We start from the raw sequence: 25339 nt of genomic DNA, 5'->3' as shown, positions 1-25339 counted from the left end.
ATGATAGCCGTAACGTAGAGGGGTATCATGCTGCCAAATAATTCATCATATTGGAGAGAAGGAACCGTGACTGTAACCATTTACGATGTTGCAAGAGAAGCGGGAGTGTCCATGGCTACGGTCTCCCGCGTCGTCAACAACAATCCCAACGTCAAGCCGCAAACGCGCAAGAAGGTGTACGAGGCGATCGAAAGGCTCGGCTACCGCCCGAACGCGGTAGCGCGCGGACTCGCCAGCAAGAAGACGACGACCGTCGGCGTCGTCATCCCCGACATCTCCAACTCGAACTTCGCCGAGGTCGCGCGGGGCATCGAGGATATCGCCAACATGTACCACTACAATATCATCCTGTGCAGCGCCGACAAGCGCAAGGAAAAGGAGATCCGCGTCATCAACACGCTGCTGGAGAAGCAGGTCGACGGCCTTCTCTTCATGGGCGGCGCGGTGACGGAGGAGCATAAGCAGGCGTTCAAGACGGCCAACGTGCCGGTCGTGCTGTGCGCGACGACAGACGAGCAGAACGAGATTCCGTCCGTCGACATCGATCATGAGGCGGCCGCCTACGACGCCGTCAAGACGCTGATCGGCCAAGGCCATCGCGACATCGCGATGATCAGCGGCACGCTGCAGGATCCGTCGAACGGCTACGCCCGCTACCAAGGCTACAAGCGCGCCTTGCAGGAAGCCGGCATCGCGGAGCGCGAAGACTTCGTGCGCATCGGCAATTACCGGTACGAGTCCGGCGTCGAGGCGATGGGTCATTTCCTCGAGCTGGACAAGCTGCCGACCGCCGTCTTCGCGGCGACGGACGAAATGGCGATCGGCGCCATCCATGCGATCCAGGACAAGGGCCTCGCCGTGCCCGGCGACATCTCGGTCATCAGCGTCGACAACAGCCGCATGGCGGAGATGGTCCGTCCGACGCTGTCTGCCGTCGCCCAGCCGATGTACGACATCGGCGCCGTATCGATGCGCCTGCTCACCAAGCTGATGAAAAAGGAGCCGGTCGAGCAGGCGAAGGTCGTCCTGCCTCATGACATCGTCAAGCGGAACTCGGCCGGAGCGGCAAAAGCATGACGTACGGAACGATCGGAATCATCGGCGCGATGGCGGAGGAGCTCGAGCTGCTCTTCCGCAGCGCCGAAATGGGCGAGGAGACGCGCAAGGCGGGCATGACGTTTCGTCGCGGCACGCTGCACGGACAGCCGATCCTCGCCGTCAAGTCGGGCGTCGGCAAGGTGAACGCCGCCGTCTGCACGCAGGCTCTCGTCGATCTCGGCGCGGACTGCGTCCTGTTCACCGGCGTGGCCGGCGCGATCGATCCCGAGCTGCGCATCGGCGACATCGTCGTGTCGACGGCCTGCATCCAGCACGATATGGACGTGACCGCCCTCGGCTTCGGACCGGGCGTCATCCCGTATCAGGAAGTATCGGTCTTCCCCGCCGACGCGGAGCTGGTCGAGCTGGCGGCGGAAGCCGGCCAGTCGGCCGCCAAGGGCAAGGCGATCCGCGGCATCGTGCTGTCGGGCGACCAGTTCATCGCCAGCCGGGACAAGGTGCAGCAGCTGCGCGACAGCTTCGGCGGAGCCTGCGCCGAGATGGAGGGCGCGGCGGTCGCTCAAGTCTGCCATCTCAACGAGGTGCCGTATGTCGTCATCCGGTCGATGTCCGATCAGGCGGACGGCAGCGCGCATATGAATTTCGAGGAATTCACGATGCTGGCCGCGAACCAGTCGTTCCAAGTCATCGACGCGATGATCCGCCGCCTCAGCCGAGGCTGAGCGCGATTTCTAGACCAGCAGCCGCCGGTCTCCGAGAGGAGGCCGGCGGCTGCTTTTTGGCATGTCGACATCAATAGTCCTGGGCCGAAAGCTCCCATGTCCGCCGGTTTTGGAGCGTGATCTCGGCGCGACGCGGCATCGGGCTCCAGGCCGACGTATCGTCGAGCCAGTGGAGGGGCAGCGCGACCGGAGCCTGAGGCTGCCAGAGCTCAAGCCAGGCTTGGGGCAGAAGGGAGAGGCCGCCTTGCGGCTCCTGCAGCCGGGAAGCGAGCGGGTGGCCGGACATGACGAGCCAGACGAGCGACCATGCGCGCGGGACGACGCGCCACGGGTCGTAGCCGCCGCCGCCGAGCGCCACCCACCGTCCGTCGCACAGCTCATGGGCAAGCTGGCGGATCAGCCGAGGCATCTCCAGATAGATCCGCATGCTGCAATGCACATGCGACAGCGGATCGAACGCATGCGCGTCGCAACCGTGCTGGCTGACGATAAGGTCAGGCTTGAAGGCGCGGGCGATGCGCGTGACGGTCTCCGTGAAGCACTCCAGCCACGACTCGTCCTCGGTATACGGCTGCACGGGCACGTTGCAGCAGGCGCCGAAGCCTTTGTCGATGCCTTTTTCATGGGTGAAGCCGGTGCCGGGGAACAAATACTTGCCGGTCTCGTGGATCGAGTAGGTGAACACGTCCGGATCCTCGTAAAACGCGTACTGCACGCCGTCGCCATGATGGACGTCCGTGTCGATGTAGAGCACGCGCGCGCCGTGCTTGCGCCGCATCGCGGCGATGGCGATCGCGGCGTCGTTGTAGACGCAGAAGCCGGAGCCATGGCCGGGAAAGGCGTGATGCAGCCCGCCGCCCATATGATAGGCGTGAAGGGCGCGTCCGGACAGAACCGCGTCCGCCGCCGCGATCGAGCCGCCGACGATGGCGGACGCCGCCTCATGCATGCCGGTGAAATAGGGCGTATCCTCGGAATCGAGGCCGAAGCGGCGGGCGAGTCCCGCGGCGCTGGCCGGCGGAACCGGCTGGCTGAGGCCGCGCACCGCCTCGATGTAGTCGGGGCGGTGGATGAGCGCGAGCTGCTCATCCAGGGCCGTATCCGCTTTCAAGACGGATTCGGAAGGCAGAGCCCCGCTCGCTTCGAGCAGCGTCTCGGCGAGCTCCACGCGCAGCGGGCTGAACGGATGCTCATCGTTGAACCTATACGGGCTTGCGCCGGTCGAGCGGACATAGACGGCTTTATCCTTCATGTTCTTCCTCCTGAATCGATCAGTACATGAATCGCTGCCGGAACCGGACGCGGTCGAACTGCTCGACCGACGACAGCGGGACCTGCTTGCCGATGCGCACCATGAGGCAGTTGGCCGGATGGGAGCAGATCTCCGGGTCGTCGGTGGCGAACCAGACCATGCCGACCGATTTCATCAGCTTCTCCATCATGCGGCGGTAGTCCCAGATGCCGAGGCCGGTGCCCTCCAGATCCCAGTGCCAATAGTACTCGGTCGTGTAGACGATGAAGTTCTCCAGCTGCCCGTCCTCGAATGCGAGCGCGATCATTTTTTTGCCGAGTCCGACGGAGCGGTAGTCCTTTGCCACTTCGACGGCGCCGAGCTCGATCAGATCGTCCATGCCGCCTTCGGACCAGCGCTCCAGCTCGTCCGGATAATGGAAGGTGACGTAGCCGACGATCATGTCTCCGTCGCGGGTTATGATGATGCGGCCTTCCTCGAGGCCGGCGATCTCGATCAACGCTTCCAGCTGATCCTTCGGCCGGCGGAAGGCATCCAGGCCGGGATGCATCGTACAGTCGGCGAGCCGGGACGGATCGACCGGCCCTTCGAGCACGAGCTCCCGATTGCCGAAAGGAACGACAAGGGAATGGTGGCGCTTGATAGGCTCCAACGTGATCGCACCTCCAAAGCGAAATGGCGGCAGACCAAAAATAGGCGGTCCGCGCCTCTTATCACTTATAGCAGAAAAAAAGCGGGATGGAAAGGACAAGCGTCACGCCCGGAGGGCGACTTTTTAGTCGAACAGGGGTAAAAATAGGCGAAAAGTAGGCGCATACATTTCCATATGCTATACTGGAGGAACATGAATTCCGATTCATCCTTGGCTTGTAAGCGCATCCGATCCGTTGCAGTACACTACGATGATGACGATGGAAGGTGATTAGCATGTCGATTGACCACAAGGAAAAGATCGCGGTTTCCGCTGCTTCTCCGAATATGGGCAGCTATGAGGAAGAGCATGCTTCGTTTGACTGGAGCGAGGTAGAGAAGCATTTCACCTGGCATGAGACGGGCAAGGTCAATATGGCGCACGAGGCGATCGACCGCCATCTGGCCGAGGGCCGGGGGCAGAAGACCGCTCTGCTCTACAGCGATCCGAAGCGGGATGAATCCTATACGTTCGAGCAGCTGAGCCGCCTGTCGAACCGCTTCTCCAACGTCCTCCGCAAGCTGGGCCTCAGCAAGGGCGAGCGGCTGTTCATTTTCATGCCCCGCTCTCCGGAGCTCTACGTGGCGCTGCTCGGCTCGCTCAAGGTCGGCGTCGTCGTCGGCCCTCTGTTCGAGGCGTTCATGGAGACGGCGGTCAAGGACCGGCTGCTCGACAGCACGGCGACGGCGATCGTGACGACGCCGGCGCTGCTGCCCCGGATCAAGCGCGACGAGCTGCCGGACCTGAAGCATGTCATCGTCGTATCCGATGAAGACGTGCCGGAGGGCACGGTCTCCTACAAGGACGAGATGGCCGCCGCTTCCGAAGAGGCGCAGATCGAATGGCTGGACCGCGAGGACGGGCTGCTCATCCACTACACGTCCGGCTCCACCGGCAAGCCCAAGGGCGTCTTCCACGTGCAGAACGCGATGCTGCAGCATTACCATACGGGACGGGTCGTCCTTGACCTGAAGGAAGACGACGTCTACTGGTGCACCGCCGACCCGGGCTGGGTGACGGGCACGTCGTACGGCATTTTCGCGCCTTGGCTGAACGGCGCCACGAACGTCATCCGCGGCGGCCGCTTCAGTCCGCAGGACTGGTACACGACGCTCCAGCGCTACGGCGTGACCGTCTGGTACAGCGCGCCGACGGCGTTCCGCATGCTGATGGGCGCAGGCGACGACAGCGTCGCTCAATACGATCTTTCCAGCCTGCGCCATGTGCTGAGCGTGGGCGAGCCGCTCAATCCCGAGGTCGTCCGCTGGGGACTCAAAGTGTACGGCCAGCGCATCCACGATACGTGGTGGATGACGGAGACGGGCGGACAGCTCATCTGCAATTACCCGTCGATGGAGATCAAGCCGGGCTCGATGGGAAGGCCGATCCCCGGCGTCGAGGCCGCCATCATCGACGATGCAGGCAACGAGCTGCCGCCGTACCGCATGGGCAATCTGGCGGTACGCACGCCTTGGCCGTCAATGATGCGCAAGATCTGGAACAATCCGGCCAAGTACGAGGAGTACTTCCGCATTCCGGGCTGGTACATCTCCGGCGACTCCGCCTACCGCGACGAGGACGGCTACTTCTGGTTCCAAGGCCGCATCGACGACGTCATCAACACGGCGGGCGAGCGGGTCGGACCGTTCGAGGTCGAGAGCAAGCTGGTGGAGCATCCCGCCGTCGCCGAGGCCGGCGTCATCGGCAAGCCCGATCCGATGCGCGGCGAGATCATCAAGGCGTTCATCTCCCTGCGCGAAGGCTTCGAGCCTTCCGACGAGCTCAAGGCGGACATCGCCCGCTTCGTCAAGGAAGGGCTGTCCGCGCACGCGTCGCCGCGCGAGATCGAGTTCAAAGACAAGCTGCCGAAAACGCGCAGCGGCAAGATCATGCGCCGCGTCCTCAAGGCTTGGGAGCTGAACCTGCCGACGGGCGACCTGTCGACGATCGAGGACTGATCCCCGTTATCCTTCATGCCGCACAAGAAGAAGCCCTGCTCCGATCGGAGCAGGGCTTCTTCTTGTTTTTATGTCTAGAAAAAAAGCTTGCGGACCGAGGAAGCTGTCCGCAAGCCAGGCAAGAAGGATCAGCGGGCCGACCAGGTGACCGCTTGGGAAAAGTCCGACTCTCCGGCCGCATTGACGGCCGTGATCCGGAACGTGCCGGTGCTGATCGGAGCGACGTATTCGAAGCTCGTGCCGCCGGTCGAGCCGATGTTCTGGAAGCTGCCGTCGTTGCCGGCGCTGAAGTACACCTGATACGAGGTGACTCCTTCCGCGGCGCTGTTGGCGCTCCATTCGAGCTTGACGCCGGTGCCGGTGCCGGAAGCCTTGAGCCCGCTTGGACCGGACGGCTTCATCGCTGCAGGCTGCTGCTCGTTGCCGGGCTGCTCCTTAGCTGGAGGAGCTCCGCCGTCTCCGGAGCCGTTGCCCGTGTCCGGGAAGCCCGGAAGGCCCGGAAGGCCCGGCAGCGAGCCGCCAGGGCTGACCGTCTGGCTGCGCTCGGACTCATGCCCCGCGACGTCGACCGCGGTGACGTAGTACGTGCTGCCGAAGCCGCCGGAGCGGTCGACGAATGCCGTGGCGTCGCCGGCCAGGATGGAATCGCCGACCTTGGCGAAGTCGCCGCCCGACGAGCGGTAGAGGCGGTAGCCGACGACGTCGTTTTGCGGGCTCGCCGAGAAGGTGATGCGGTAGGCGCCGCTCAGCGACTCCAGCGCGACATTGGAAGGCGCGGACGGCGCCGCTCCGTCATCCTGCCGCGGATCGAGCCTCGACGGAGCCTCGCTCTCGGCGTCTTTGGGGATGAACGCGGAGATCGGCTTGCGGTATTCGGCCGGCATGACGGCCTGCGCCTTGTTGATCTCCTCGATCAGATCGCCGAGCGGCTTCTCGCGCCGGATCGTCGTCTTCGTGAACACGAAGTCGGCAGGCGTGCCGTCCTGGGCGATGTAGTTGACGCCGTTGTAGCGGATGAAGCTCATCGCGCCGAGCACGTCGTCGACTTTGACCGGAAGGTATTTTTTGTTGAACCAGTCGGTCGTGAGCAGGCCGCTCGAGCGGATCAGCGGACTCGGCAGCAGGCCGCTGACGCTCGATACGGTCGCCTTGACGAGCCCGCCCGGCTGCGGGAACGCGTCGGTCTTGAAGATGTCCGGACGGTCCTTGACCGTTTCGTTCATGATTTTGGACCAGAGCGTGCGCGCCCTGGACTGGGAGGCTTTGACGAGCGTATTTTTCTGCTCCTTATAGCCGACCCAGACGCCAAGCGTGATGTCGGGGCTGAAGCCCATGAACCAAACGTCGCCGTAGCTTTGCGTCGAGCCGGTCTTGCCGGCGATCGGAATCTTGCCGTACGCGTCGAAGCTGCTCGCTACGCTGTGGCCCGTGCCGCTCCGGTCGGCGATGACGGTGCGCAGCATGTCCGTCATGAGGAACGCCGTCTGCTCCGAGTACACCTGCTTCGGCGCCAGCTTGTGCTCATAGACGATATGGCCGGAGGCGTCGACAATCTTGCTGATGAGATACGGCTCGTTGTACTTGCCGCCGTTCGGAATCGTCGCGTACGCGTTTGTCAGCTCTTTGACGGAAACGCCTTTGCTCAGTCCGCCGATGACGCCGGTCTGGGCGTTGTCGTCCTCCGGCTGCAGCGTCGTGATGCCGAGCGAGCGGGAAAATTCCCACGCCTTCTCGATCGTCACCTTGTCGAGGAACAGCTTGAGCGCCGGGATGTTCAGCGAACGGTTGAGCGCATCCCTCGCCGTGACGAGGCCGTTGAACTTCTTGTTGGCGTTCATCGGGATATGGTAGCCCTTCTGGCCGTCCTTGAGGATGATCGGCGAATCGTCCAGCACGCTTGCCGGCTGTACGAGCCCGGCTTCGAGCGCCGGCAGGTAGGCCGAGATAGGCTTCATTGTCGAGCCGGGCTGGCGGGTCATCTGGGTCGCGTAGTTCATCTGCTCGATGTTGAAGTCGCGCCCTTCCAGCATGCCGAGGATCGCTCCCGTATGATGGTCGATCATGATCGCGGCCGCCTGCTCCGGTCCTTTGGACTTGCTCGTCGGGCCGAAGTTGTCGGGATCGTTGCCGATCTCGCGCATGTTGTTGTAGATGACCTTGTCGATCGTCGTGTAGATGCGGTAGCCCGAGCGGAGCAGCTGCTCGCGCGCCGCCTGCACGATTTCGGCGTTCTCGCTTTTGGCGAGATCCGCTTTTTGGAGATTCGGGTTCTGCTTGAGGGCGATGAGCTCGGCCGCCTCCCGCTCCGTCTCGAGCATCAGGTACGGGAACGTGTTGTACGCCTTCTCGCGATGCGGCGCGAGCGAGCCCTTGATGTCGAAGGCGAGCGCCTCGTCGTACTCGGCCTGCGTGATGCGGCCGGTCTCCAGCATGCGGGAGAGGACGAACTTCTGGCGGGAGATCGCCCGGTTGAAGCCGGACTCGTTGAACTGGCCCTTGCCGTTGAACGCCGAGTAGGCGGACGGCAGCTGCGGCAGGCCGGCAAGATAGGCCGACTGCGCCAGATTGAGCTTGTTCAGGTCGGCGATGTTGAAGATGCCGATCGAGGCCGACTTGATGCCGTACAGGTTGTAGCCGGACGAGCCGTTGCCGAACGGCATCTTGTTGAGGTACGCGGCCAGGATCTGCTCCTTGGTCAGGTAGCGCTCCATCCGGATGGACAGCAGGATCTCCTTGAACTTGCGGCTGTCCGTGCGGTCGAGGCTGAGGAAGACGCGGCGGGCGACCTGCTGGGTCAGCGTGCTGCCCCCGGTCTGCCGGTCCTCGTTCAGCAGCTTTTCCTTGACCGCTCTGCCGAGGCCTTTGTAGTCGACTCCGATATGATTATAAAAATTGCTGTCTTCGGTCGAGAGCAGGGCGTCGATGACGGACTGCGGGATGTTCGACAGGTCGACGAGCCGGCGATCCTCGTCGGTCCTCAGCTGACCGACCGGCGTCGTGCCGTCGTTGAAGTAGACGAAGCCGGTCAAGGCGTTTTCGTTGACCTTGGCTTCGAGCTCGCTGCCCGGCCGCACCGGATCGTCCTTGACGAGCGCGGCGACATAGCCGGTGGCGATGCCTCCCGCGAACAAGGCGCCCGTGATGCCGAATATAACGAGCCATTTGACCGTTATCCAGACGACAAGGCCGAAGGTCCTCCAGCCGCTGCGCGGCTTGCGGAGCTGTTCCTGGTCTTGAGCCATATGTACGTATCCTCCTCCAAATGAACAGAGCTATTATATCACATGCTTCCTGAATCGGCACGGGCGGACAGCGTTCGCTGCGATTCGCCGCCTGCCGTCTGCTATCGGAAAATGCTGCGGGTTGACAGCCGCGCCAGGGGCATGATATAACTTGCAGCAACAAACCGCATCCCGGCCCGGTCCGCGGATGCGCATAGCGTGAACGGCATGGATGGGCCTCCAGTAGCCGGACGTCGAAGCGGATCAGAGAGCCGGTGGGTGGTGTGAACCGGTGCGCAGCGTCTTGGCGAATTACCGCCCGGAGCCGGCTGGACGAGGCTGAGCGATCGGCATGTAGTCCGGTCCCGGAAGCAGTCTTCCGTTATCTTCAACGAAGTGGGGGCAGTTTTGGCTTTTCCGAATGGAGAAGCCGCCGCTCCAACAAGGGTGGTACCGCGAGCTGATCCTTCTCGTCCCTTCGGACAAGAAGGATCTTTTTGCATTTCATTTAAGAAAGGGGACCCCCATCATGAGCGTTGAGGAGCAGAAGGAGCAGGAGAAGAAGCGCTTGTCGGAGGCGCAGCAGGAGGAGGTCAGGCGCCAGCTGGACATTCTCGCCCGCGGAGCGGCGGAGATCGTCCCGGCGGACGGGCTGCGGGAGAAGCTGGAGCAGTCGGTGCTCGAGGGCAGGCCGCTCAACGTGAAGCTCGGCCTCGACCCGTCGGCGCCGGACATCCATATCGGCCATACGGTCGTGCTGCAGAAGCTGCGCCAGTTCCAGAGCCTGGGCCATCAGGTCCAGCTCATCATCGGCGACTTCACCGGCCGCATCGGCGATCCGACGGGCAAGTCGGAGACGCGCAAGCCGCTGTCGGAGGCGGACGTGCGTCGCAACGCGCAGACGTACCAGGATCAGATGTTCCAGGTTCTCGATCCTGAGCGGACCAAGCTGTACTACAATTCCGAATGGCTGTCTCCGCTCCAGTTCGGCGACATTCTGGGGCTGGCGGCCAAGTCGACGGTCGCGCGCATGCTGGAGCGGGACGACTTCACCAAGCGGCATCGGGCGGGCCAGCCGATCGGCATCCATGAGTTCTTCTACCCGCTGATGCAGGGCTACGATTCCGTCGCGCTCGATACGGACGTCGAGCTTGGCGGCACCGACCAGACGTTCAACCTGCTCATGGGACGCCAGCTGCAAAAAGAGTACGGCAAGCGCCGCCAGATCGCGATCACGATGCCGATCCTCGAAGGCCTCGACGGCGTGCAGAAGATGAGCAAGAGCCTCGGCAACTACATCGGCATCTCCGACGAGCCTTCCGACATGTTCGGCAAGGCGATGAGCATCCCCGACGAGCTGATGGCGAAATACTTCCTGCTGGCGACCGATCTGGACGAAGCCGAGCAGGCCGGAATCCGCGACGGATTGGAGAGCGGAGCTCTCCATCCGATGGAAGCGAAGCAGCGCCTCGCCTGGACGCTCGTCCGCCAGTACCACGGCGCCGCAGCGGCCGACGCAGCGGCCGAGCGGTTCCGCGAGGTATTCCAGCAGCGGGAGCTCCCGGAGGAGATCGAGGAAGCGTTTCTGCAGGGAACGGAGCTGGAGGACGGAGCGATCCGGCTGTCCCGGCTGCTGACCGTCCTCGGACTGTCCGAATCCGGCAGCGAGGCGCGCCGGAGCGTGCAGCAAGGCGCTGTCCGGATCAACGGAGAGCGGCTGGACGATGCGTCCGCGGAGCTGCGTCCCCGGGATGGGGATGTCGTTCAGGTCGGACGCCGGAGGATGGCGCGGATCCGCTTCGATAAAAGTTGACCGGTCATTTGTCAAAGTAGTGAAACATTTCCTTGAATCGGGCGTATAGAAGACCAGGCGGTTACAATCGCTTCCAATAATGGGGGGTGAGTGAAATGGAGACGCTATATTTATCCTGCTTGGCTTTCGGCGTGCTGTTCGCGCTCGTCAGCGTCGTGCTTGGCGATCTGCTCGGCTCGGCGCTTGACGGAGCGCTGGATTTCCTCTCGGCGGATGCCGGCGGCATTTTCCAGCCGGCGGCGCTGGCGGGCGGGATCACCACGTTCAGCGGTGCCGGCCTCATGCTGGAGAAGTACACCGAGCTTGGCGCGGGAGCGACGGCGAGCCTGTCGGTTCTGATCGCGATCGCCGGCTCCGCGGCGATGTTCTTCCTTTATGTGAAGCCGATGAGGAACAGCGAGACGTCGTCGGGCTACTCGGTCCGGGAGCTGGGCGGGATGATCGGCGAGGTCATCACTCCGATCCCCGCCCATGGATGCGGCGAGGTGCTGATCCGGATCGGCGCAGGCGTTACGAACCATACGGCGGAGAGCTTTGAGAGCCGGGACATTCCGTCCGGCAGCCGTGTCGTCGTCGTCGAGGTGAAGCCGGACGCGCTTTCGGTCGCCATGATGAATGAGAGAGGAGACCTGTAATGCCAGAATTTCTCGTAATTCCTTCGATTGTCGTCGGCGTCATCGTCTTGCTGGGCCTCGCTTTCTGGGCTCGCTACAAGACGGCGAGCCCGGACGAGGCGATGGTCGTCACCGGTTCTTTCCTCGGCGCGAGCAATGTCGCGTCGGATGATTCCGGCCGGAGCATCAAGATCGTCCGCGGCGGGGGCGCGTTCATCCTGCCGGTGTTCCAGCGGGTGGAGTTCCTGTCGCTGCTGTCGATGAAGCTCGACGTCTCCACGCCGGAGGTGTACACGGAGCAGGGCGTGCCGGTCATGGCCGACGGCGTCGCCATCATCAAGATCGGCGGCTCGATCGAGGATGTCGCGACGGCCGCCGAGCAGTTCATGGGCAAGCCGGTCGAGGCGCTCAAGAGCGAGGCTCAGGAAGTGCTGGAGGGCCATCTGCGGGCGATCCTCGGCTCGATGACGGTCGAAGAAGTGTACCGCAACCGCGACAAGTTCGCGCAGGAGGTGCAGTCGGTCGCGGCGAAGGATTTGAAAAAGATGGGGCTGCAGATCGTCTCGTTCACGATCAAGGATCTGCGCGACAAGCACGGCTATCTGGACGCTCTCGGCAAGCCGCGCATCGCCGCCGTCAAGCGGGATGCGGAAATCGCCGAGGCTCAGGCGCTCCGTGACTCGCGGATTCAGAAGGCGGCGGCGGAGGAAGAAGGCCAGAAGGCCGAGCTGCTGCGCGACACGAACATCGCCGAGGCGTCCAAGCAGAACCAGCTGAAGGTGGCCGAGTTCAAGAAGGAGCAGGATACGGCCAAGGCAGAGGCGGATCAGGCGTATACGATCCAGGAAGCCCGCATCAAGCAGCAGGTCGTCGAGGAGCAGATGAAGGTCGAGCTGGTCCGCAAGGAGCGCGAGATCGATCTGGAGACGAAGGAGATCCTGCGCCGCGAGAAGCAGTACGACTCCGAGGTCAAGAAAAAGGCCGACGCCGACCGGTATGCCGTCGTGCAGGCCGCCGAGGCGGAGAAGGAGCGGCAGTACCGCGCTGCCGATGCGCTCAAATATCGCATCGAGGCGGAAGCTCACGCGATGGCCGAGCAGAAGCGGCTCGAGGGCCAGGCGCAAGCCGACGCCGAGCGCGCCAAAGGTACGGCGGAAGCCGAAGTCATCCGGCTGCGCGGTCTCGCCGAAGCCGAGGCGAAGGAAAAGCTCGCCCTGGCGTTCGAGAAGTTCGGCGAGGCAGCCGTCCTCGACATCATCGTCAAGATGCTGCCGGAGCTGGCTGCGAACGTCGCGGAGCCGATCAAGTCGATCGACAAGCTGACGGTCGTCGATACCGGCAACGGCGCCGGAGCGGCGCGCCTCTCCAACTACGTGACCGACCTGATGGCGACCGCTCCCGAGATGCTCAAGAGCGTCGCCGGCATCGACGTCAACGAGCTGATGCGCAGCCTGACGTCCCGATCGGCGTCGCCGGCAGCTGCGGCGTCGCTTCCGAAGGCCGAGCCGGCGCTGCCCGCCGCGGCTGCGCTGAGCGCGGCCGCAGCCGAGGCGCCGAGCAAGTCCTGATCCTCCGCATTCATGCTGGAATGCGAGCCGTTTCCGCCCTAGCGGCGGGAACGGCTTTTTTCGTCTAGCAAGGAGCGCGCAAAAAAGCCTCGCGGCATATGCCGCGAGGCTTTTGAGGCTGCTGATCCGAAGTCGGATTAACGGCTGTAGAACTCGACGATTTGCTTTTCGTCGATGTCGGAGCTCAGCTCGCCGCGCTCTGGCAGGCGGATGTACTTGCCTTCGAGAGCTTGCTCGTTGAATTCCAGGTACGCCGGCAGGTGATGGCGGCCTTCCATAGCTTCTTTGACCAGCTTGAGGGAACGGCTGCGCTCACGCAGGCCGATCACATCGCCAGGCTGGACTTGGTAGGAAGCGATGTCGACCTTCTTGCCGTTCACCGTCACGTGGCCATGCGCTACGAGCTGGCGAGCGCCTGCACGGGAGTTGGCGAAAGCAAGACGGTACACGAGGTTGTCCAGGCGGCTCTCAAGCAGGAACATGAAGTTCTCGCCGGAGATACCTTTGATTTTCGAAGCTTTGTCGAACAGGTTGCGGAATTGCTTTTCGTTCACGCCGTACATGTGGCGCAGCTTTTGCTTTTCCGCGAGCTGGAGGCCGTAGCCGCTCACTTTTTTGCGCTGGCTCGCTTGGCCGTGCTGACCCGGAGGGAAAGCGCGCTTCGCGAGTTCTTTGCCGGTGCCGCTCAGGGAGATGCCGAGGCGGCGGCTGAGTTTAAACTTGGGACCTGTATAACGTGACATATTGGGTGTAGCTCCTTCTTCAAATGGAATGTTTGAAAAGGGTCCAACGTTTCGCCGAATGCTGCATGAACATGGACGAGCCATGACCTGAAGGGGAAGTTCAGCCGCTGCCCCCGCAGCTGCAGCACCCATGAGGGTGTCACAAAACCTTTGGCCTATATTCAACAACTAATTTTAAAGGATTCATGCTCGACATGTCAAGGGAATCGCCGCTTCTGCATAAGGGAAGGGCAAGCGAGGGAAAATCCTACGGAACGCAGGAATGAGAGGAGTGCTTTTGATGACCTTCCGCATCCCCATAAAGCGAATTCATACGCTGCTGGCGCTGCTCGCCGCGGCGTCGCTGCTCGCCGGCTGCGCGGCAACGTCCGCGGAGCGCTCGCCGCGGGAGCTGCTGCGCCTCGCCGTATCGGGGCTGTCCGTCCCGGAAAGCTATCGCTTCGCGTTGATCGAGACCGATCCGTCCGGTGCCGGAGCGGCGCGGCAGGAGGAGTGGAAGGGCGAAGTGCGCCGGCATGACGGACTTCGCCTGTTGACCAGCGGAGCGGGAGCGGCGGTCCGGATCGACGGGAGCGACCGGTACGGCGAGGACAGCTACAACCCTTCGGCGCTGCTGGAGGGGCTGCTGGATGGAGCGGCGAGCGTCCGGCTGGACGAGGCCCGCTCGGACGGAGGAGAGGCAGTGCTGCTCATCAAGCCTAGTGCGAGCTTCGCGTCGGGCCTCTGGAGCAAGCGGCTGCGCTCGCAGGCCGAGCCAAGCTCCGCGGCCCGTCCGCTGCAGGCGGCCGACATGCGCTGCGAGCTTGTCGTGGATCGGCATCGGCTCGTGCCGGTGGAGCTGACGGAGCGGTCCAGGCTGGTTTTTGCCGACGGCGGAAAGCGGGTCGAGGAGGAGCGGTCGCTGCGGTTCCGCTTCGAGACGGAACCGTGATGCGATGACGCGGAGCCGTGCAGAAGCAGGAACGCTCGTGATAGGATGGGAACGGAATTCATCTATTCGAGGAGGTATGCAGCCATGCGCGATCCGCGCCTGCAAACATTAGCCGCCAATCTGGTCCGCCACTCCGTGCGCGTCCAGCCTGGCGAGAACATCCTGATCGACATGATCGGCCCGGAGCGGGAACTGGCCAAATGCCTCGTGGAAGAAGTGGCCCGCGCCGGCGGCCGTCCGTTCGTCGAGACGAGCGACCGTTCCGTGCTGCGCTCGATGCTGCTGCACGCGACGCCGGAGCAGATCGGGCTGTGGTCGAAGCTCGACCAGGAGCGCATGAAGCAGATGCAAGGGTACATAGGGATCCGATCGGGTGAAAACGTCAACGAGCTGTCGGACGTGCCGGAGGACAAGATGAAGCTGTACCAGCAGCTCTACTCCCATCCGGTGCACTCTGAGATCCGCGTCAAGAAGACGAAGTGGGTCGTGCTGCGCTATCCGAACGCCTCGATGTCCCAGCTCGCCAAAATGAGCACCGAGGCGTTCGAGGACTTCTACTTCGACGTGTGCAACCTCGACTACAGCCGCATGGAGGAGGCGATGACGCCGCTCCAGCAGCTGATGGACCGCACGGACAAGGTCCGCATCGTCGGACCGGGCACGGACCTGAGCTTCTCGATCAAGGGCATCGGCTCCGTCAAATGCGCCGGCGAGCGCAATATTCCGGACGGAGAGCTGTACACGGCGCCGATCCGCGACTCCGTGCAGGGCACGATCACGTACAACACGTCGAGCGTCAACTCGGGCGTGACGTTCGACAACATCTCCTTCACGTTCGAGAACGGCCGCATCGTCAAGGCGACGAGCAGCGATACGGACCGGATCAACGAGATTCTCGACACGGACGAAGGAGCCCGCTACATCGGCGAGTTCAGCCTCGGCTTCAACCCGTACATCCTGCACCCGATGAACGATACGCTGTTCGACGAGAAGATCGCCGGCTCGCTGCACTTCACCCCGGGACAGGCTTACGAGGAAGCGGACAACGGCAACCGGTCCGCGGTCCACTGGGATCTCGTCCTGATCCAGCGTCCCGAGTACGGCGGCGGCGAGATCTATTTCGACGACGTGCTGATCCGCAAGGACGGGCTGTTCGTGCTGCCGGAGCTGGAAGGGCTCAATCCCGAGCGATTGAAATAAGCGGATTCCGCAGATGGGCTTCCGGGTAAAAATATCCTGTTCATCTTGAACGGGGGAGCGTTTCGGAGTATGATGGAGGAAACGTTTTCTTAAGTTTTTTAACAGGGAGGAATACCCATGTCCAACAATGCGGCTATCGTAGAAATTTCCCAAGTTGCCAGCCGGTTCCGCTCGTCGATCGTGCTTCAAGCCGAAAACAAGTACATCGACGTGAAGAGCATCCTCGGCCTGTTCACGACGTTGGTGGGTACGCATTCCTACGAGCTTCACGTCCACGGGCCTGACGCCGACGAGGCGAAAAAGGCGCTTGCCGAAGTATTCGCCAAGCACAATCTCAACATTACGATCATCGGCGAATAGATGCCGGCGAAGGGCGACTCTACCCGTCATGCGGGCGGAGTCGCCTTCTTTGTTTGTCCTTGTGTATTCCCCCCGAATCGTCTACTATTAGAGATATTAGGCAAACCAATGACAACAACGGCGAGACATCCGCACAGGGGGGGAAACTATGTCTTCACCGGAAGTTCTGGTCCATCTGCATCAGAAGGCGGTTCTACTGCTGCAGGATGACGCAAACAAGATCGAGAAGCTCATCGAAGTGCAGATGGAAAATCTTGCGACCCGCAAATGTCCTCTGTACGAAGAGGTTCTGGATACCCAGATGTACGGTTTTTCCCGGGAAGTAGACTTTGCGGTGCGGGCTGGCCTGATCGAGGAATCGGCAGGGAAGGCCATCATCAGCAAGCTGGAGCGCAACTTGGCTCAATTGTACGAAGCGCTGGACCAAAAATCCCAGCTTCTATAGGATGGACCGAAGGCAAATGAAAAAGCGGCGCCGCGTCGACAGACAGCGGTGCCGCTTTTTTGCTTAGATGCGCTACACGAGGTAGAACGCGAAGCCGAGAATGATGTACACCATGACGAGCAGGAAGCCCTCGTACCAGTTCGTGCGTCCGTCGCTCGAAACCGCCTTGGCGATGAACACCGAGACGGCGATGGCGGCAAGCTCGATCGGCGTGAAGACAATGTCCATCGTCGGGCCGAAAAAGCCGCTGATGAGGACGAGCACCGGCGCCACGAACAGCGCGATCTGCAGGCTCGAGCCGACGGCGATCTCGACGGCGGCGCCCATCTTGTTTTTCATCGCGAGCATGATGGCCGCGCTGTGCTCGGCCGCGTTGCCGACGATCGCGACGACGAAGGCGCCGATGAACAGCTCGGACAGGCCGAAGCGCTCGGATACGCCGTGCAGCGTGCCGACGAGCCATTCGCTGACGAACGCGACCATGACGGTCGCGACGACGAGGTAGAGCACCGAGCGCTTGAGGGACCAGAGCGGCTTTTCCTCATGCGCGTCCGCTCCGGCCTCGGCCTTGTCCTCCATCTCGGACAGCATGTCCTTGTGGGTGACCATCGAGAACACGAGCCAGAGCAGGTAGCTGACGATCAGGATGATCGCGACCGTGATGCTCAGGATCTGGTCCTGGCGGAAGCTGAAATGCTCGGACGTGACGAACGTCGCCGGAATGAACAGGGCGACGACGGCCAGGATCATCAGCGTGGAGTTGTGGGTGGCGAGCTGCACGTTGTAGCGCTGCTCCTTGAACTTGAGGCCGCCCAGCAGGATGCTGAGGCCGAGCACGAGCAGCAGGTTGCCGATGATCGAGCCGGTCAGGCTGGCCTTGACCGTCTCGAACGAGCCGGCTTTCACGAGGAAGATGGCGATGATCAGCTCCGCCGCGTTGCCGAACGTGGCGTTGAGGAAGCCCCCGAGCCGCTGGCCGGCGTAATGGGCGACCGATTCCGTCGCCTGGCCGAGAAAGCCGGCGACGAAGATGACCGAGATCGCCGATACGGCGAACTGGAGCATCTCGTTCCAGTGGAGATAATGGGCGAGTCCGCTCACGACGAACGTGAGGATGAGCCCGGCGAAGAACAGCTGGCGACGCTTGGCCATAATGCACCTCTTTGGCAAGGATGAGCCGGGTCGGGACCCGGCAAAATATGTATCTTACTATACCCAATTCAAGGACTAAAGTAAACGGAGGCGAGCGGCTTCCGGACTGTCTTGCATTTCCGAGAGCGCATCCTTTACAATGGATGAAAGTGGAGTCAAACGAAGGGGTGGAGCGTCGTGGCGGAAGATCTTGAAACAGGAATGATTCGGATTTCAGATGACGTAGTCGCAACGATCGCAGGACTCGCCGCGCTCGAGACGCCGGGAATCGCCGCCATGTCGGGCGGCATCTCCGAAGGGCTGGCCAAGCGGCTGAGCGGAAAGAACGCCCAGAAGGGCGTGACGGTCGAGGTCGGACAGCTGGAGGCTGCGATCGACCTGCGCGTCATCGTGCAGTATGGGATTCCGATCCAGGAAGTATGCCGGCAGCTGCAGCTCGGCGTACGGGAGGCGGTCGAGAACATGACCGGCCTTCATGTCGTCGAGGTGAACGTCAAGGTCGACGGCGTCATGTTCAAGGAAGAGACGGCGGAGGAGCCGGCTTCCGGCGCCAGCCGTGCGATCAAATAGCTTCGCCTTTGCTTGTCCCGCTCGAGCGGGACAGGCTTTTTTTTGATCCGACGGCGTGGCCGCTCGCAGGCGAGGAGCGGAAGGCGGAGGGGAGACAGCGAAAAGAGCAGGCGAAAGCGCCTCTGCCGGTGATTCGGGCAGAGGCGCCGAGAAGGACGGAAGCGTTAGTTTTCGGACAGCATCGGCTGCTTCGCAGATCGAGGCCGCGCGTTCGGCGACGTCTGGATCGCCGGATCCCGATTGGCCTCGCGGGAGATGCTCAGCATGACGCCCATCGCGATGAGCGAGGCGAGCAGCGACGATCCGCCGTAGCTGATGAACGGCAGCGTGACGCCGGTCAGCGGGATCGCGCCGGTGACGCCGCCGATGTTGACGAACGCCTGGATGGCGAACAGCGAGACGATGCCGGCTCCGACGACGGTGCCGTAGATGTCCGGGCAGCGGAGCGCCACGATGATGCCGCGCCACAGGAACATCAGGAAGACGAGCAGGAACAGGCTGCTGCCCAGGAAGCCCAGCTCCTCGCCGATGATCGCGAAGATGAAGTCGTTGTAGGCGAAGGGCAGATACTGGACCTTTTGCACGCTATGGCCGAGGCCGGCTCCGGTGAAGCCGCCATGTCCGAGCGCCATCAGCGAGCGGCTCACCTGCATGCCGGATTCGAGCGCGTGGGCGAGCGGATCGCGGTAGCTGGTGAACCGCTCCAGCCGATATGCCCAGCCGTCGCTGTCGACGAGGAAGCTGATCGCGATGACGATCGCGATAGCGATGGCGCCGAAAAAACCCGAGGCGACGAGCTGGCGCAGGTTGGCGCCTCCGGCGAAAATCATCATCATCGCGCAGGCGCAGATGACGAGGCAGGAGCCCATGTCGGGCTGCAGCATGATCATGCCGCAGACGACGGCGACGATGACGATGACCGGCACGAGGCCGCGCTTGAAGCTGCGGAACCGCTCGCCCTTTTTGGCGATGAGCGAGCCGAGATAAAGGATGAGGGCGATCTTGGCGAACTCGGTCGGCTGGATGGTGAAGCCGAACAGGTTGATCCAGCTTCTCGCCCCGTTGATCTCATCCGCCACGAAGGGCACGAGGAGCAGCATGAGCATGGCCGGAATGAAAAAAAGGATGAAGCCCTTCTTGAAGAACTGATAGCGGAAGTTCATCAAAAGGAGCATCAATCCCGTGCCGAGACCGGCGAATAGAAGCTGTTTCTTGAAAAAGTGCAGCGGATCGTATCCGTACCGCCTGTCCACCTCTGCGATGCTGGCGCTGGCGCTGAAAACCATGACGAGGCCGAAGCCGACCAGCGCCAGCGTCAGGATGAGAAGCAGGAAGTCCGGTCGGCCGCGGCGGCTTTCCGGGTTTGCTTTCATTTCATACCATCACCTTATTCGGCCAGCTTTTGCTTCAGCTCGGCCAGCTTTTGCTTGGCGGCGCTCAGGATCGGCTGCGGTACGGCAGATTCATATTCCATTCCGTGGGGGAAGGTGGCGCGGCCGATGTAGACATGCTCGATCGCAAGCACGGCGGCCGGGTTTTCCAGCTTGCCTTCGACGGCGCGGGTATTCAAGCGCAGGAAGTACTCGAAGTCCGTGCTGCGGTCGACGAACTTAAGGTCGTATGTAGCCCGGTAATATTCCCACTGCCAGCGGACGAATCCGAGACTTTCCGCGCTCTCGTCCAGGTGAGCCAGATCGCTCTTCATTCCGTCAAGGCCGGTGTTTTCAATAATCATGAATATCCTCCTCAGCAGCTTGGCAAAGACTGTATGCACGTTCATCATTCATATTAGTATGTTTCAAAGTCGAGCGCAAGGGCGCGGCTTTTTTTGAAACGGCGCTCTATCTCCCCCGGCCGGCCTTCTGGTACACTAGTCCGTGAGAGCAAGGAGGAGATGGGAATGGACAACCAAAGACGTCTGGAGGCGGAGCGGACGCTGGAGCGGCTCATGCCGCGGATGGTGGAGCATCGGCGCCATCTTCACCGCCATCCGGAGCTGAGCTTCCAGGAAGCGCGGACATCGTCCTGGATCGCGGAGCGGCTGGCCGACATCGGCTGCGGCAGCGTGCGGACCGCCGTCGGCGGCTTCGGCATCGTCGCGGAATGGACGGGTCTCGAGCCAGGTCCTACGGTCGCGCTGCGGGCCGACATGGACGCGCTGCCGATCGAGGAGGAGACGGGAGCGGACTACGCCTCGACCGTGCCGGGCGTCATGCACGCTTGCGGCCATGACGCGCACACGGCCGGCCTGCTCGGCGTCGCGGCCTACTACGAGTCGCTGCAGGGCGCCTTCAAGGGGACGCGGCGCCTGCTGTTCCAGCCGGCGGAGGAGCTGACGCCGGGCGGAGCGAAGCCGATGATCGAGGACGGCGCGCTGAGCGGAGTCGACGCCATCTACGGCGTGCATCTGTGGAGCCCGCTGCCGGCGGGCCGGGTCGAGACGAGAGCCGGCGCGTTCATGGCCGGAGTGGACGAGTTCACGATCGACATCGTCGGTCGCGGCGGCCACGGCGGCATGCCGCAGCATACGGCGGACGCGATCGTCGCCGGCGCGGCGCTCGTGACGGCGCTGCAGACGATCGTCAGCCGCAACGTCAGTCCGCTCGAGACGGCGGTCGTGACGATCGGCTCGTTCCAGGCCGGAGAAGCGAGCAACATCATCGCCGGCCACTGCCGGCTCAAAGGGACGGTGCGTACGTTCGACCTCGGCGTGCGCGATCAGATCCGCGCCCGCATCCGGGAGCTGACGCGCAGCGTCTGCGCCGGCTACGGCACCGAGGGGCGGCTCGACTACCGCGAAGGCTATCCGCCGGTCATCAACGACGAGGCGGAAGCCGCGCGCTGCCTGCGGACGGCGGCGATGCTGTTCGGCGAGGACGCCGCGGGCCTGTCGGAGCTCATTACGGCGGGCGAGGATTTCGCCTACTATCTCGAGCGGATTCCCGGCTGCTTCGTCTTCGTCGGAGCCGGCAATCCGGAGCTTGGCGCCGTCTACCCGCATCATCATCCGCGCTTCGACATCGACGAGAGCTCGATGAAGCAGGCCGCCTTGCTGCTCATCGGCTGCGCGGAGTCGTTCGCAGACGCGAACGGCTGACTTTTTCGCGGCGCCTGGCGCCGCAGCGCCGTACGGCGGCCCTCGGCCCTTTTTTCTGCCTGCACAGGCGGGGAGAAGGGCTTTTTGGCGCGCCGCGGCGGAGGGAGGGGCGCACAGAGGGCATAAAATCAGGCTTCGCTGCCCCATACTGTCAAAAACAGGATTGGGGAAAGGAGCCCTGGCGATGCTGAAACGAAGCAGCGGCCCGTTGGTCGTGCAGGCGGACGGCACGGTGCTGCTGGACGAGTCGCATCCGGCAGCGGAGGAGGCGAGGGAAGCGCTCGGGCGGTTCGCCGAGCTCGTCAAACGGCCGGGCACGCTTCATCACTATCGGATCGGGCCGCTTCCGGTCTGGAATGCGGCTTCGCAAGGAATGACGGCGGAGCAGATGCTGGAGCCGCTGCGGCGCCATGCCCGCTACTCGGTGCCGGCCGCTTTGGCGGAGCAGATCCGGCAGTGGGTCGAGCGCTGCGGCGGACTCGAGCTGCGGAGCGGCCGGGAGGGAGGTCTGCTGCTCGTCGGGGAGCAGGCGCTCCTGGAGGAGCTGCCGGAGCCGTTTTTTCAATCGCATGCAGCCCGGCGGACGGAGCAAGGATGGGAGCTGCCCGCCGACCGGCGCGGAGAGCTGAAGCGCGAGCTGCTGCGGCTCGGCTTGCCGGTGAAGGATCGGGCGGGCTACCGGGCAGGCGAGTCGCTTGACATCCGCCTGCGCGGCGAGCTGGCGGGCGGGCGGCCGTTCGAGCTGCGGGACTATCAGGCGGAGGCGGTGGACCGCTTTTGCCGCGAGGACGGAGCCGGCGGCAGCGGCGTCGTCGTGCTGCCGTGCGGAGCGGGCAAGACGGTCGTCGGCGCGGCGGCGCTCGCCCGGCTCGGCCAGGCGACGCTCGTGCTGACGTCGGGCTCGACCTCGGTTCGGCAGTGGAAAAGAGAGCTGCTGGAAAAAACGACGCTGCGGGAGAGCGACATCGGGGAATACACGGGCGATCTCAAGCAGATCCGCCCGGTCACCGTGGCCTCGTACCAGATCGTCGCCCATGGCAAGGGCGCGTCGGGAGCCCGGGCGGACGGAGGCCACTTCGACCTGTTCGGCAGCCGCGACTGGGGCCTGATCATCTATGATGAAGTCCATCTGCTGCCGGCGCCCGTCTTTCGTCTCACGGCGGAGCTGCAGGCGACGCGCCGGCTCGGCCTGACGGCGACGCTCGTGCGCGAGGACGGCCGGGCGGAGGACGTGTTCTCGCTCATCGGTCCGAAGCTGTACGAGCTGCCGTGGCGGACGCTGGAGCGCCAGGGCTGGATCGCGGGCGTGCGCTGCCGCGAGCTGCGCGTGCCGCTGTGCGACTCGATCGCCGAGCGATACGAGCGCGCGGACCGCAAGACGAAGCTGCGCCTGGCGAGCTCGAATCCGGCGAAGCTGGAGGCGGTGAACCGGGTGCTCGGCGCTCATCCGGACCGTCCCGCGCTCATCATCGGCCAGTATCTGGACCAGCTGCATGCCCTCGGCCAGGCGCTCGAGGCGCCGGTGCTGTGCGGCAGCACGCCGGCGCCGGAGCGCGAGGAGCTGTTCCGCCGCTTCAATGCCGGCGAGCTGCGGCGGCTCGTCGTCTCCCGCGTCGCGAACTTCGCGGTCGATCTGCCGGACGCCTCGCTCGCGGTGCAGGTGTCGGGGACGTTCGGCTCGCGCCAGGAGGAGGCGCAGCGCATCGGGCGCCTGCTCCGTCCGAAGGCGGACGGCATGCCGTCGCTGTTTTATACGGTTGTCAGCGCGGGCACCAAGGAGACGGAGTTCGCGCTCAAGCGGCAGCTGTTCATGGTGGAGCAGGGCTATGCGTACGAGACGATTGGACCGGAAACGGCGGAAAGGGGATGGAGCGGATGAGCGGCAGCAAGCCGTGGGAACGAAGCCGACCGGCCGTTCGTGCGGGCGGCGCGCCCGTCGGGAAGTCTGGCGGGGCGCTTCACGGCGCCGGAGCGGCGGCGGAAGCGCAGCCGTCTCCGTCCGCTGGCGATGCGGGCTGGAGCGCGCTTGCCGGCCTGACGGGCGCTCCTGCGGAGGGGGCGGCCGGCAGCTCCGGCAGCGCCGCCGAGGAGCGCAGCCGGCCGGCTGCGCGGCTGCTGCGGCTGCTGCTTCGCCGCTACGGGCTTGCCGGAGCGGAGGAGGGGCGGCTGCTGGAGGCCGCTTGCGCCGAGCATGCATGGTCCAGCCTCGAAGCGGAGGCGGCGCTGGAGGCGCTTGCGCGATCCGGCGACGCCCAGGTGCGCGCCCGATTCTGGGGCGAGCGGATCGTGCATGTGCCCGAGGCGGACGCGCTCGCCCTGCTGCAGCGGGAGTTTCCCGCGCAGGCGGAGCCGCTGCCGCTGCAGCAAGGCGTGCGGGAGCTGCCGGGCGGCGCCAGCACGCGGCTGCTGTCGCGGGTGCTGCTCGGAGCGGCGGCGCAGCTGGCGCGCGACGGCTTCGCCGTCACCGCCAAGGGACGGCTGCACCGCAAGCTGTGCCGGAGCCTGGAGGAAGAGCTGCGGCTGCCGGAGGAAGGGCTGAGCCTGCTGCGGCTGCCGCCCGCCTGGACGCTGGAGTATGAGCCGCCGCTCGCGCTTGCGCTCGATCTGATGGTGGAGCATGGCTGGCTCTCCGCGAGCGGCGAAGGCTGGCTGCTGGACGGCGAGCGCCTGCGCGGCTGGCTCGAGCGGCCGATGCTGCAGCGCGAAAGCTCGCTGCTGCGCGCGCTGACCCGCCGGGCGCTGCGGAAGGGGCCGAGCGAGGCTGCCGCCGCTTCCGCCACGGCGGGGCTGGAGCCGGACCGCTGGTACCGGATCCGGGAGCTGGAACAGGCCGCGAGCGTCCGCGGCGAGCCGGAGGCGGCGCAGCGCTGCTTGCGCGCCTGGCTCGAGCTGCTGCGCTCTTGCGGCTGGGCGGAGCTCGCCGAGACGCATGATGGCGAGCCGGTCCTGCGGATGCAGCTTGCTTTTGACGGACAGGACGGGGAAACGGCGGATTGCGAGCCGCTGCTGGCGCAGCCGGGAGGCGAGCTGTGGGCGGCGAGCTGGTCGGACTACCGCGCAATCTGGCTGCTGGAGCTGGTCGCCGAGCGGGGGGAGCTGCGCGAGCTGACCTCTTACCGGCTGACGCCGCGCTCGCTGGCGAGGCTCGGCCAAGGCGGGGACGGAAGCGGGCTGGCGAGCCTGCTGGAGCAGGCCTGCGGCTGCCCGCTGCCGGCCGCAACGCTCGGCGCGATCCGGGAATGGACGGCGAGCAGCGAAGCGGCCGCTGCGGGCGGTGCGGAGCGCGTCCGCGCATTTGCCGCCGAGTCCGGCGAGGACAAGTTTTGGGCGGGCTGCATGGGCCTGCTGCCGCAGCCGGCCGCCACGCCCGCCGGGGCGGCCGCCGCGCGCGGCCAGCTGCGCCAGGCCTGCGCCCAGGCGGAGGATCCGTTCGGTCTCCAGCAGCTGCCGGCAGCCGAGCCTACGCGGCAAGGGCGGACCGAGCTGGAGCGGTCGCGCCCGGGACTGCCGGCCGCCTGGTGCGAGAAGCCGCGCCGCTATCACGCCTCGACTGCGCTGCAGCTGCTCGAGAGCGCGCTGCGGATCGGACTGCCGGTCGAGCTGTCGACCGCCGAAGGCCGGCACATTTTCGTGCCGGAGCGGGTCGAGCGCGAGCCGGGCGGCGGCTGGACGGCCGGCGGCAGATTCCGCGACAGCGGCGGTTGTCCCGCCGGGGCGGGCAAGCTGGATTCCGCGGACAAGGCGGCGCTGCGCCTGCTTCTCCCGCGCTGAGTCCCGTCCGCATCCTTTCGCCGGGATCAAGCTCCTGCGCAGCGGCCTGGCTGCGGGACAGGCCCGCCCTCGGCAGCCGGACGGCCGGGAAAGTCCGCCGGCGGCAGTATCCGATTCGCTCGCGGTTGTGCTATGATAAGCGATAAGCGGCTGCAGCTGCGGAAAGGAGTGA

At 64.2% G+C, this 25339-nt stretch carries 21 protein-coding genes; 14 read left to right on the top strand and 7 right to left on the bottom strand.

Features of this window, described 5'->3' with window-relative positions:
- Positions 1-66 precede the first annotated feature (66 nt).
- Positions 67-1077 carry a catabolite control protein A gene (ccpA, locus tag NYE40_RS14345; protein ID WP_028596929.1) on the top strand — a complete coding sequence of 337 codons (1011 nt, stop codon included), beginning with the start codon at positions 67-69 and terminating at the stop codon, positions 1075-1077.
- On the top strand, positions 1074-1781 hold the full coding sequence (locus NYE40_RS14340) for a 5'-methylthioadenosine/adenosylhomocysteine nucleosidase (protein ID WP_101809304.1): 708 nt from the start codon (positions 1074-1076) through the stop codon (positions 1779-1781). Before ccpA ends, NYE40_RS14340 begins: the two co-directional genes overlap by 4 nt.
- Positions 1782-1851: 70 nt before the next feature.
- Here the strand turns inward: NYE40_RS14340 and NYE40_RS14335 are convergent, their stop codons facing one another.
- Both NYE40_RS14335 and NYE40_RS14330 read right to left on the bottom strand, forming a co-directional pair.
- Complete coding sequence (locus NYE40_RS14335; protein WP_101809303.1) at positions 1852-3033, bottom strand: acetoin utilization protein AcuC; 1182 nt, start codon at positions 3031-3033, stop codon at positions 1852-1854.
- 19 nt (positions 3034-3052) lie between these two features.
- Complete coding sequence (locus NYE40_RS14330) at positions 3053-3685, bottom strand: GNAT family N-acetyltransferase (RefSeq protein WP_028596926.1); 633 nt, start codon at positions 3683-3685, stop codon at positions 3053-3055.
- 275 nt (positions 3686-3960) lie between these two features.
- Between NYE40_RS14330 and acsA the strand changes: the two genes are divergently transcribed.
- Complete coding sequence (acsA, locus tag NYE40_RS14325) at positions 3961-5682, top strand: acetate--CoA ligase (RefSeq protein ID WP_028596925.1); 1722 nt, start codon at positions 3961-3963, stop codon at positions 5680-5682.
- Positions 5683-5810: 128 nt separating this feature from the next.
- Here acsA and NYE40_RS14320 read toward each other — a convergent pair whose 3' ends face one another.
- Entirely contained in the window at positions 5811-8924 is a 3114-nt protein-coding gene (locus tag NYE40_RS14320; RefSeq protein ID WP_101809302.1) for a transglycosylase domain-containing protein, read from the bottom strand.
- A 508-nt stretch (positions 8925-9432) separates the two neighbouring features.
- Between NYE40_RS14320 and tyrS the strand changes: the two genes are divergently transcribed.
- The 3 genes from tyrS (at position 9433) to NYE40_RS14305 (ending at position 12898) form a co-directional block, all read left to right on the top strand.
- Positions 9433-10716: a tyrosine--tRNA ligase gene (gene tyrS / locus NYE40_RS14315; protein WP_339278589.1), complete on the top strand. Its 1284-nt coding sequence runs from the start codon at positions 9433-9435 to the stop codon at positions 10714-10716.
- Between the two features lie 95 nt (positions 10717-10811).
- Positions 10812-11351 (top strand): protease, encoded by a 540-nt coding sequence (locus NYE40_RS14310; RefSeq protein WP_339278588.1) that lies wholly within the window; start codon positions 10812-10814, stop codon positions 11349-11351.
- Positions 11351-12898, top strand: coding sequence for a flotillin family protein (locus tag NYE40_RS14305; protein WP_028596921.1), 1548 nt, complete (start codon positions 11351-11353; stop codon positions 12896-12898). The genes NYE40_RS14310 and NYE40_RS14305 overlap by 1 nt, the downstream gene beginning before the upstream one ends.
- Positions 12899-13035: 137 nt before the next feature.
- On the opposite strand, the gene rpsD is transcribed toward NYE40_RS14305, so the two are convergent.
- Positions 13036-13641 (bottom strand): 30S ribosomal protein S4, encoded by a 606-nt coding sequence (rpsD, locus tag NYE40_RS14300; RefSeq protein WP_028596920.1) that lies wholly within the window; start codon positions 13639-13641, stop codon positions 13036-13038.
- A gap of 280 nt (positions 13642-13921) precedes the next feature.
- On the opposite strand from rpsD, the gene NYE40_RS14295 reads away from it, so the two are divergent.
- The 4 genes from NYE40_RS14295 to NYE40_RS14280 all read left to right on the top strand — a co-directional run bounded on the left by NYE40_RS14295 (position 13922) and on the right by NYE40_RS14280 (position 16577).
- Positions 13922-14572 carry a hypothetical protein gene (locus NYE40_RS14295; RefSeq protein ID WP_028596919.1) on the top strand — a complete coding sequence of 217 codons (651 nt, stop codon included), beginning with the start codon at positions 13922-13924 and terminating at the stop codon, positions 14570-14572.
- 84 nt (positions 14573-14656) lie between these two features.
- Complete coding sequence (locus tag NYE40_RS14290; protein WP_028596918.1) at positions 14657-15772, top strand: aminopeptidase; 1116 nt, start codon at positions 14657-14659, stop codon at positions 15770-15772.
- 117 nt (positions 15773-15889) lie between these two features.
- Positions 15890-16132, top strand: a complete 243-nt coding sequence (locus NYE40_RS14285; protein ID WP_028596917.1) for an HPr family phosphocarrier protein — start codon at positions 15890-15892, stop codon at positions 16130-16132.
- 148 nt (positions 16133-16280) lie between these two features.
- Positions 16281-16577, top strand: a complete 297-nt coding sequence (locus NYE40_RS14280; RefSeq protein ID WP_028596916.1) for a YlaN family protein — start codon at positions 16281-16283, stop codon at positions 16575-16577.
- Positions 16578-16649: 72 nt separating this feature from the next.
- Here NYE40_RS14280 and cax read toward each other — a convergent pair whose 3' ends face one another.
- Positions 16650-17729 (bottom strand): calcium/proton exchanger, encoded by a 1080-nt coding sequence (gene cax, locus NYE40_RS14275; protein WP_043110728.1) that lies wholly within the window; start codon positions 17727-17729, stop codon positions 16650-16652.
- Between the two features lie 177 nt (positions 17730-17906).
- Here cax and NYE40_RS14270 point away from each other — a divergent pair, with 177 nt between their 5' ends.
- Positions 17907-18299 (top strand): Asp23/Gls24 family envelope stress response protein, encoded by a 393-nt coding sequence (locus NYE40_RS14270; protein ID WP_028596914.1) that lies wholly within the window; start codon positions 17907-17909, stop codon positions 18297-18299.
- Between the two features lie 164 nt (positions 18300-18463).
- Here NYE40_RS14270 and ftsW read toward each other — a convergent pair whose 3' ends face one another.
- Together ftsW and NYE40_RS14260 are read right to left on the bottom strand one after the other, a co-directional pair.
- On the bottom strand, positions 18464-19672 hold the full coding sequence (gene ftsW, locus NYE40_RS14265; RefSeq protein ID WP_028596913.1) for a putative lipid II flippase FtsW: 1209 nt from the start codon (positions 19670-19672) through the stop codon (positions 18464-18466).
- A gap of 14 nt (positions 19673-19686) precedes the next feature.
- Positions 19687-20034 carry a YugN family protein gene (locus NYE40_RS14260; RefSeq protein ID WP_028596912.1) on the bottom strand — a complete coding sequence of 116 codons (348 nt, stop codon included), beginning with the start codon at positions 20032-20034 and terminating at the stop codon, positions 19687-19689.
- A gap of 165 nt (positions 20035-20199) precedes the next feature.
- Here NYE40_RS14260 and NYE40_RS14255 point away from each other — a divergent pair, with 165 nt between their 5' ends.
- The 3 genes from NYE40_RS14255 to NYE40_RS14245 all read left to right on the top strand — a co-directional run bounded on the left by NYE40_RS14255 (position 20200) and on the right by NYE40_RS14245 (position 25167).
- Positions 20200-21396, top strand: coding sequence for an amidohydrolase (locus NYE40_RS14255; RefSeq protein WP_101809296.1), 1197 nt, complete (start codon positions 20200-20202; stop codon positions 21394-21396).
- 184 nt (positions 21397-21580) lie between these two features.
- Positions 21581-23275, top strand: a complete 1695-nt coding sequence (locus NYE40_RS14250; RefSeq protein ID WP_339278587.1) for a DNA repair helicase XPB — start codon at positions 21581-21583, stop codon at positions 23273-23275.
- Positions 23272-25167: a hypothetical protein gene (locus NYE40_RS14245; RefSeq protein WP_339278586.1), complete on the top strand. Its 1896-nt coding sequence runs from the start codon at positions 23272-23274 to the stop codon at positions 25165-25167. The genes NYE40_RS14250 and NYE40_RS14245 overlap by 4 nt, the downstream gene beginning before the upstream one ends.
- The last annotated feature ends 172 nt before the right edge of the window (positions 25168-25339 follow it).

This window comes from Paenibacillus sp. FSL W8-1187 (assembly GCF_037965485.1).
Classification (GTDB): domain Bacteria; phylum Bacillota; class Bacilli; order Paenibacillales; family Paenibacillaceae; genus Paenibacillus_O; species Paenibacillus_O pasadenensis.
This window is presented reverse-complemented; position numbering and strand designations above follow the sequence as displayed.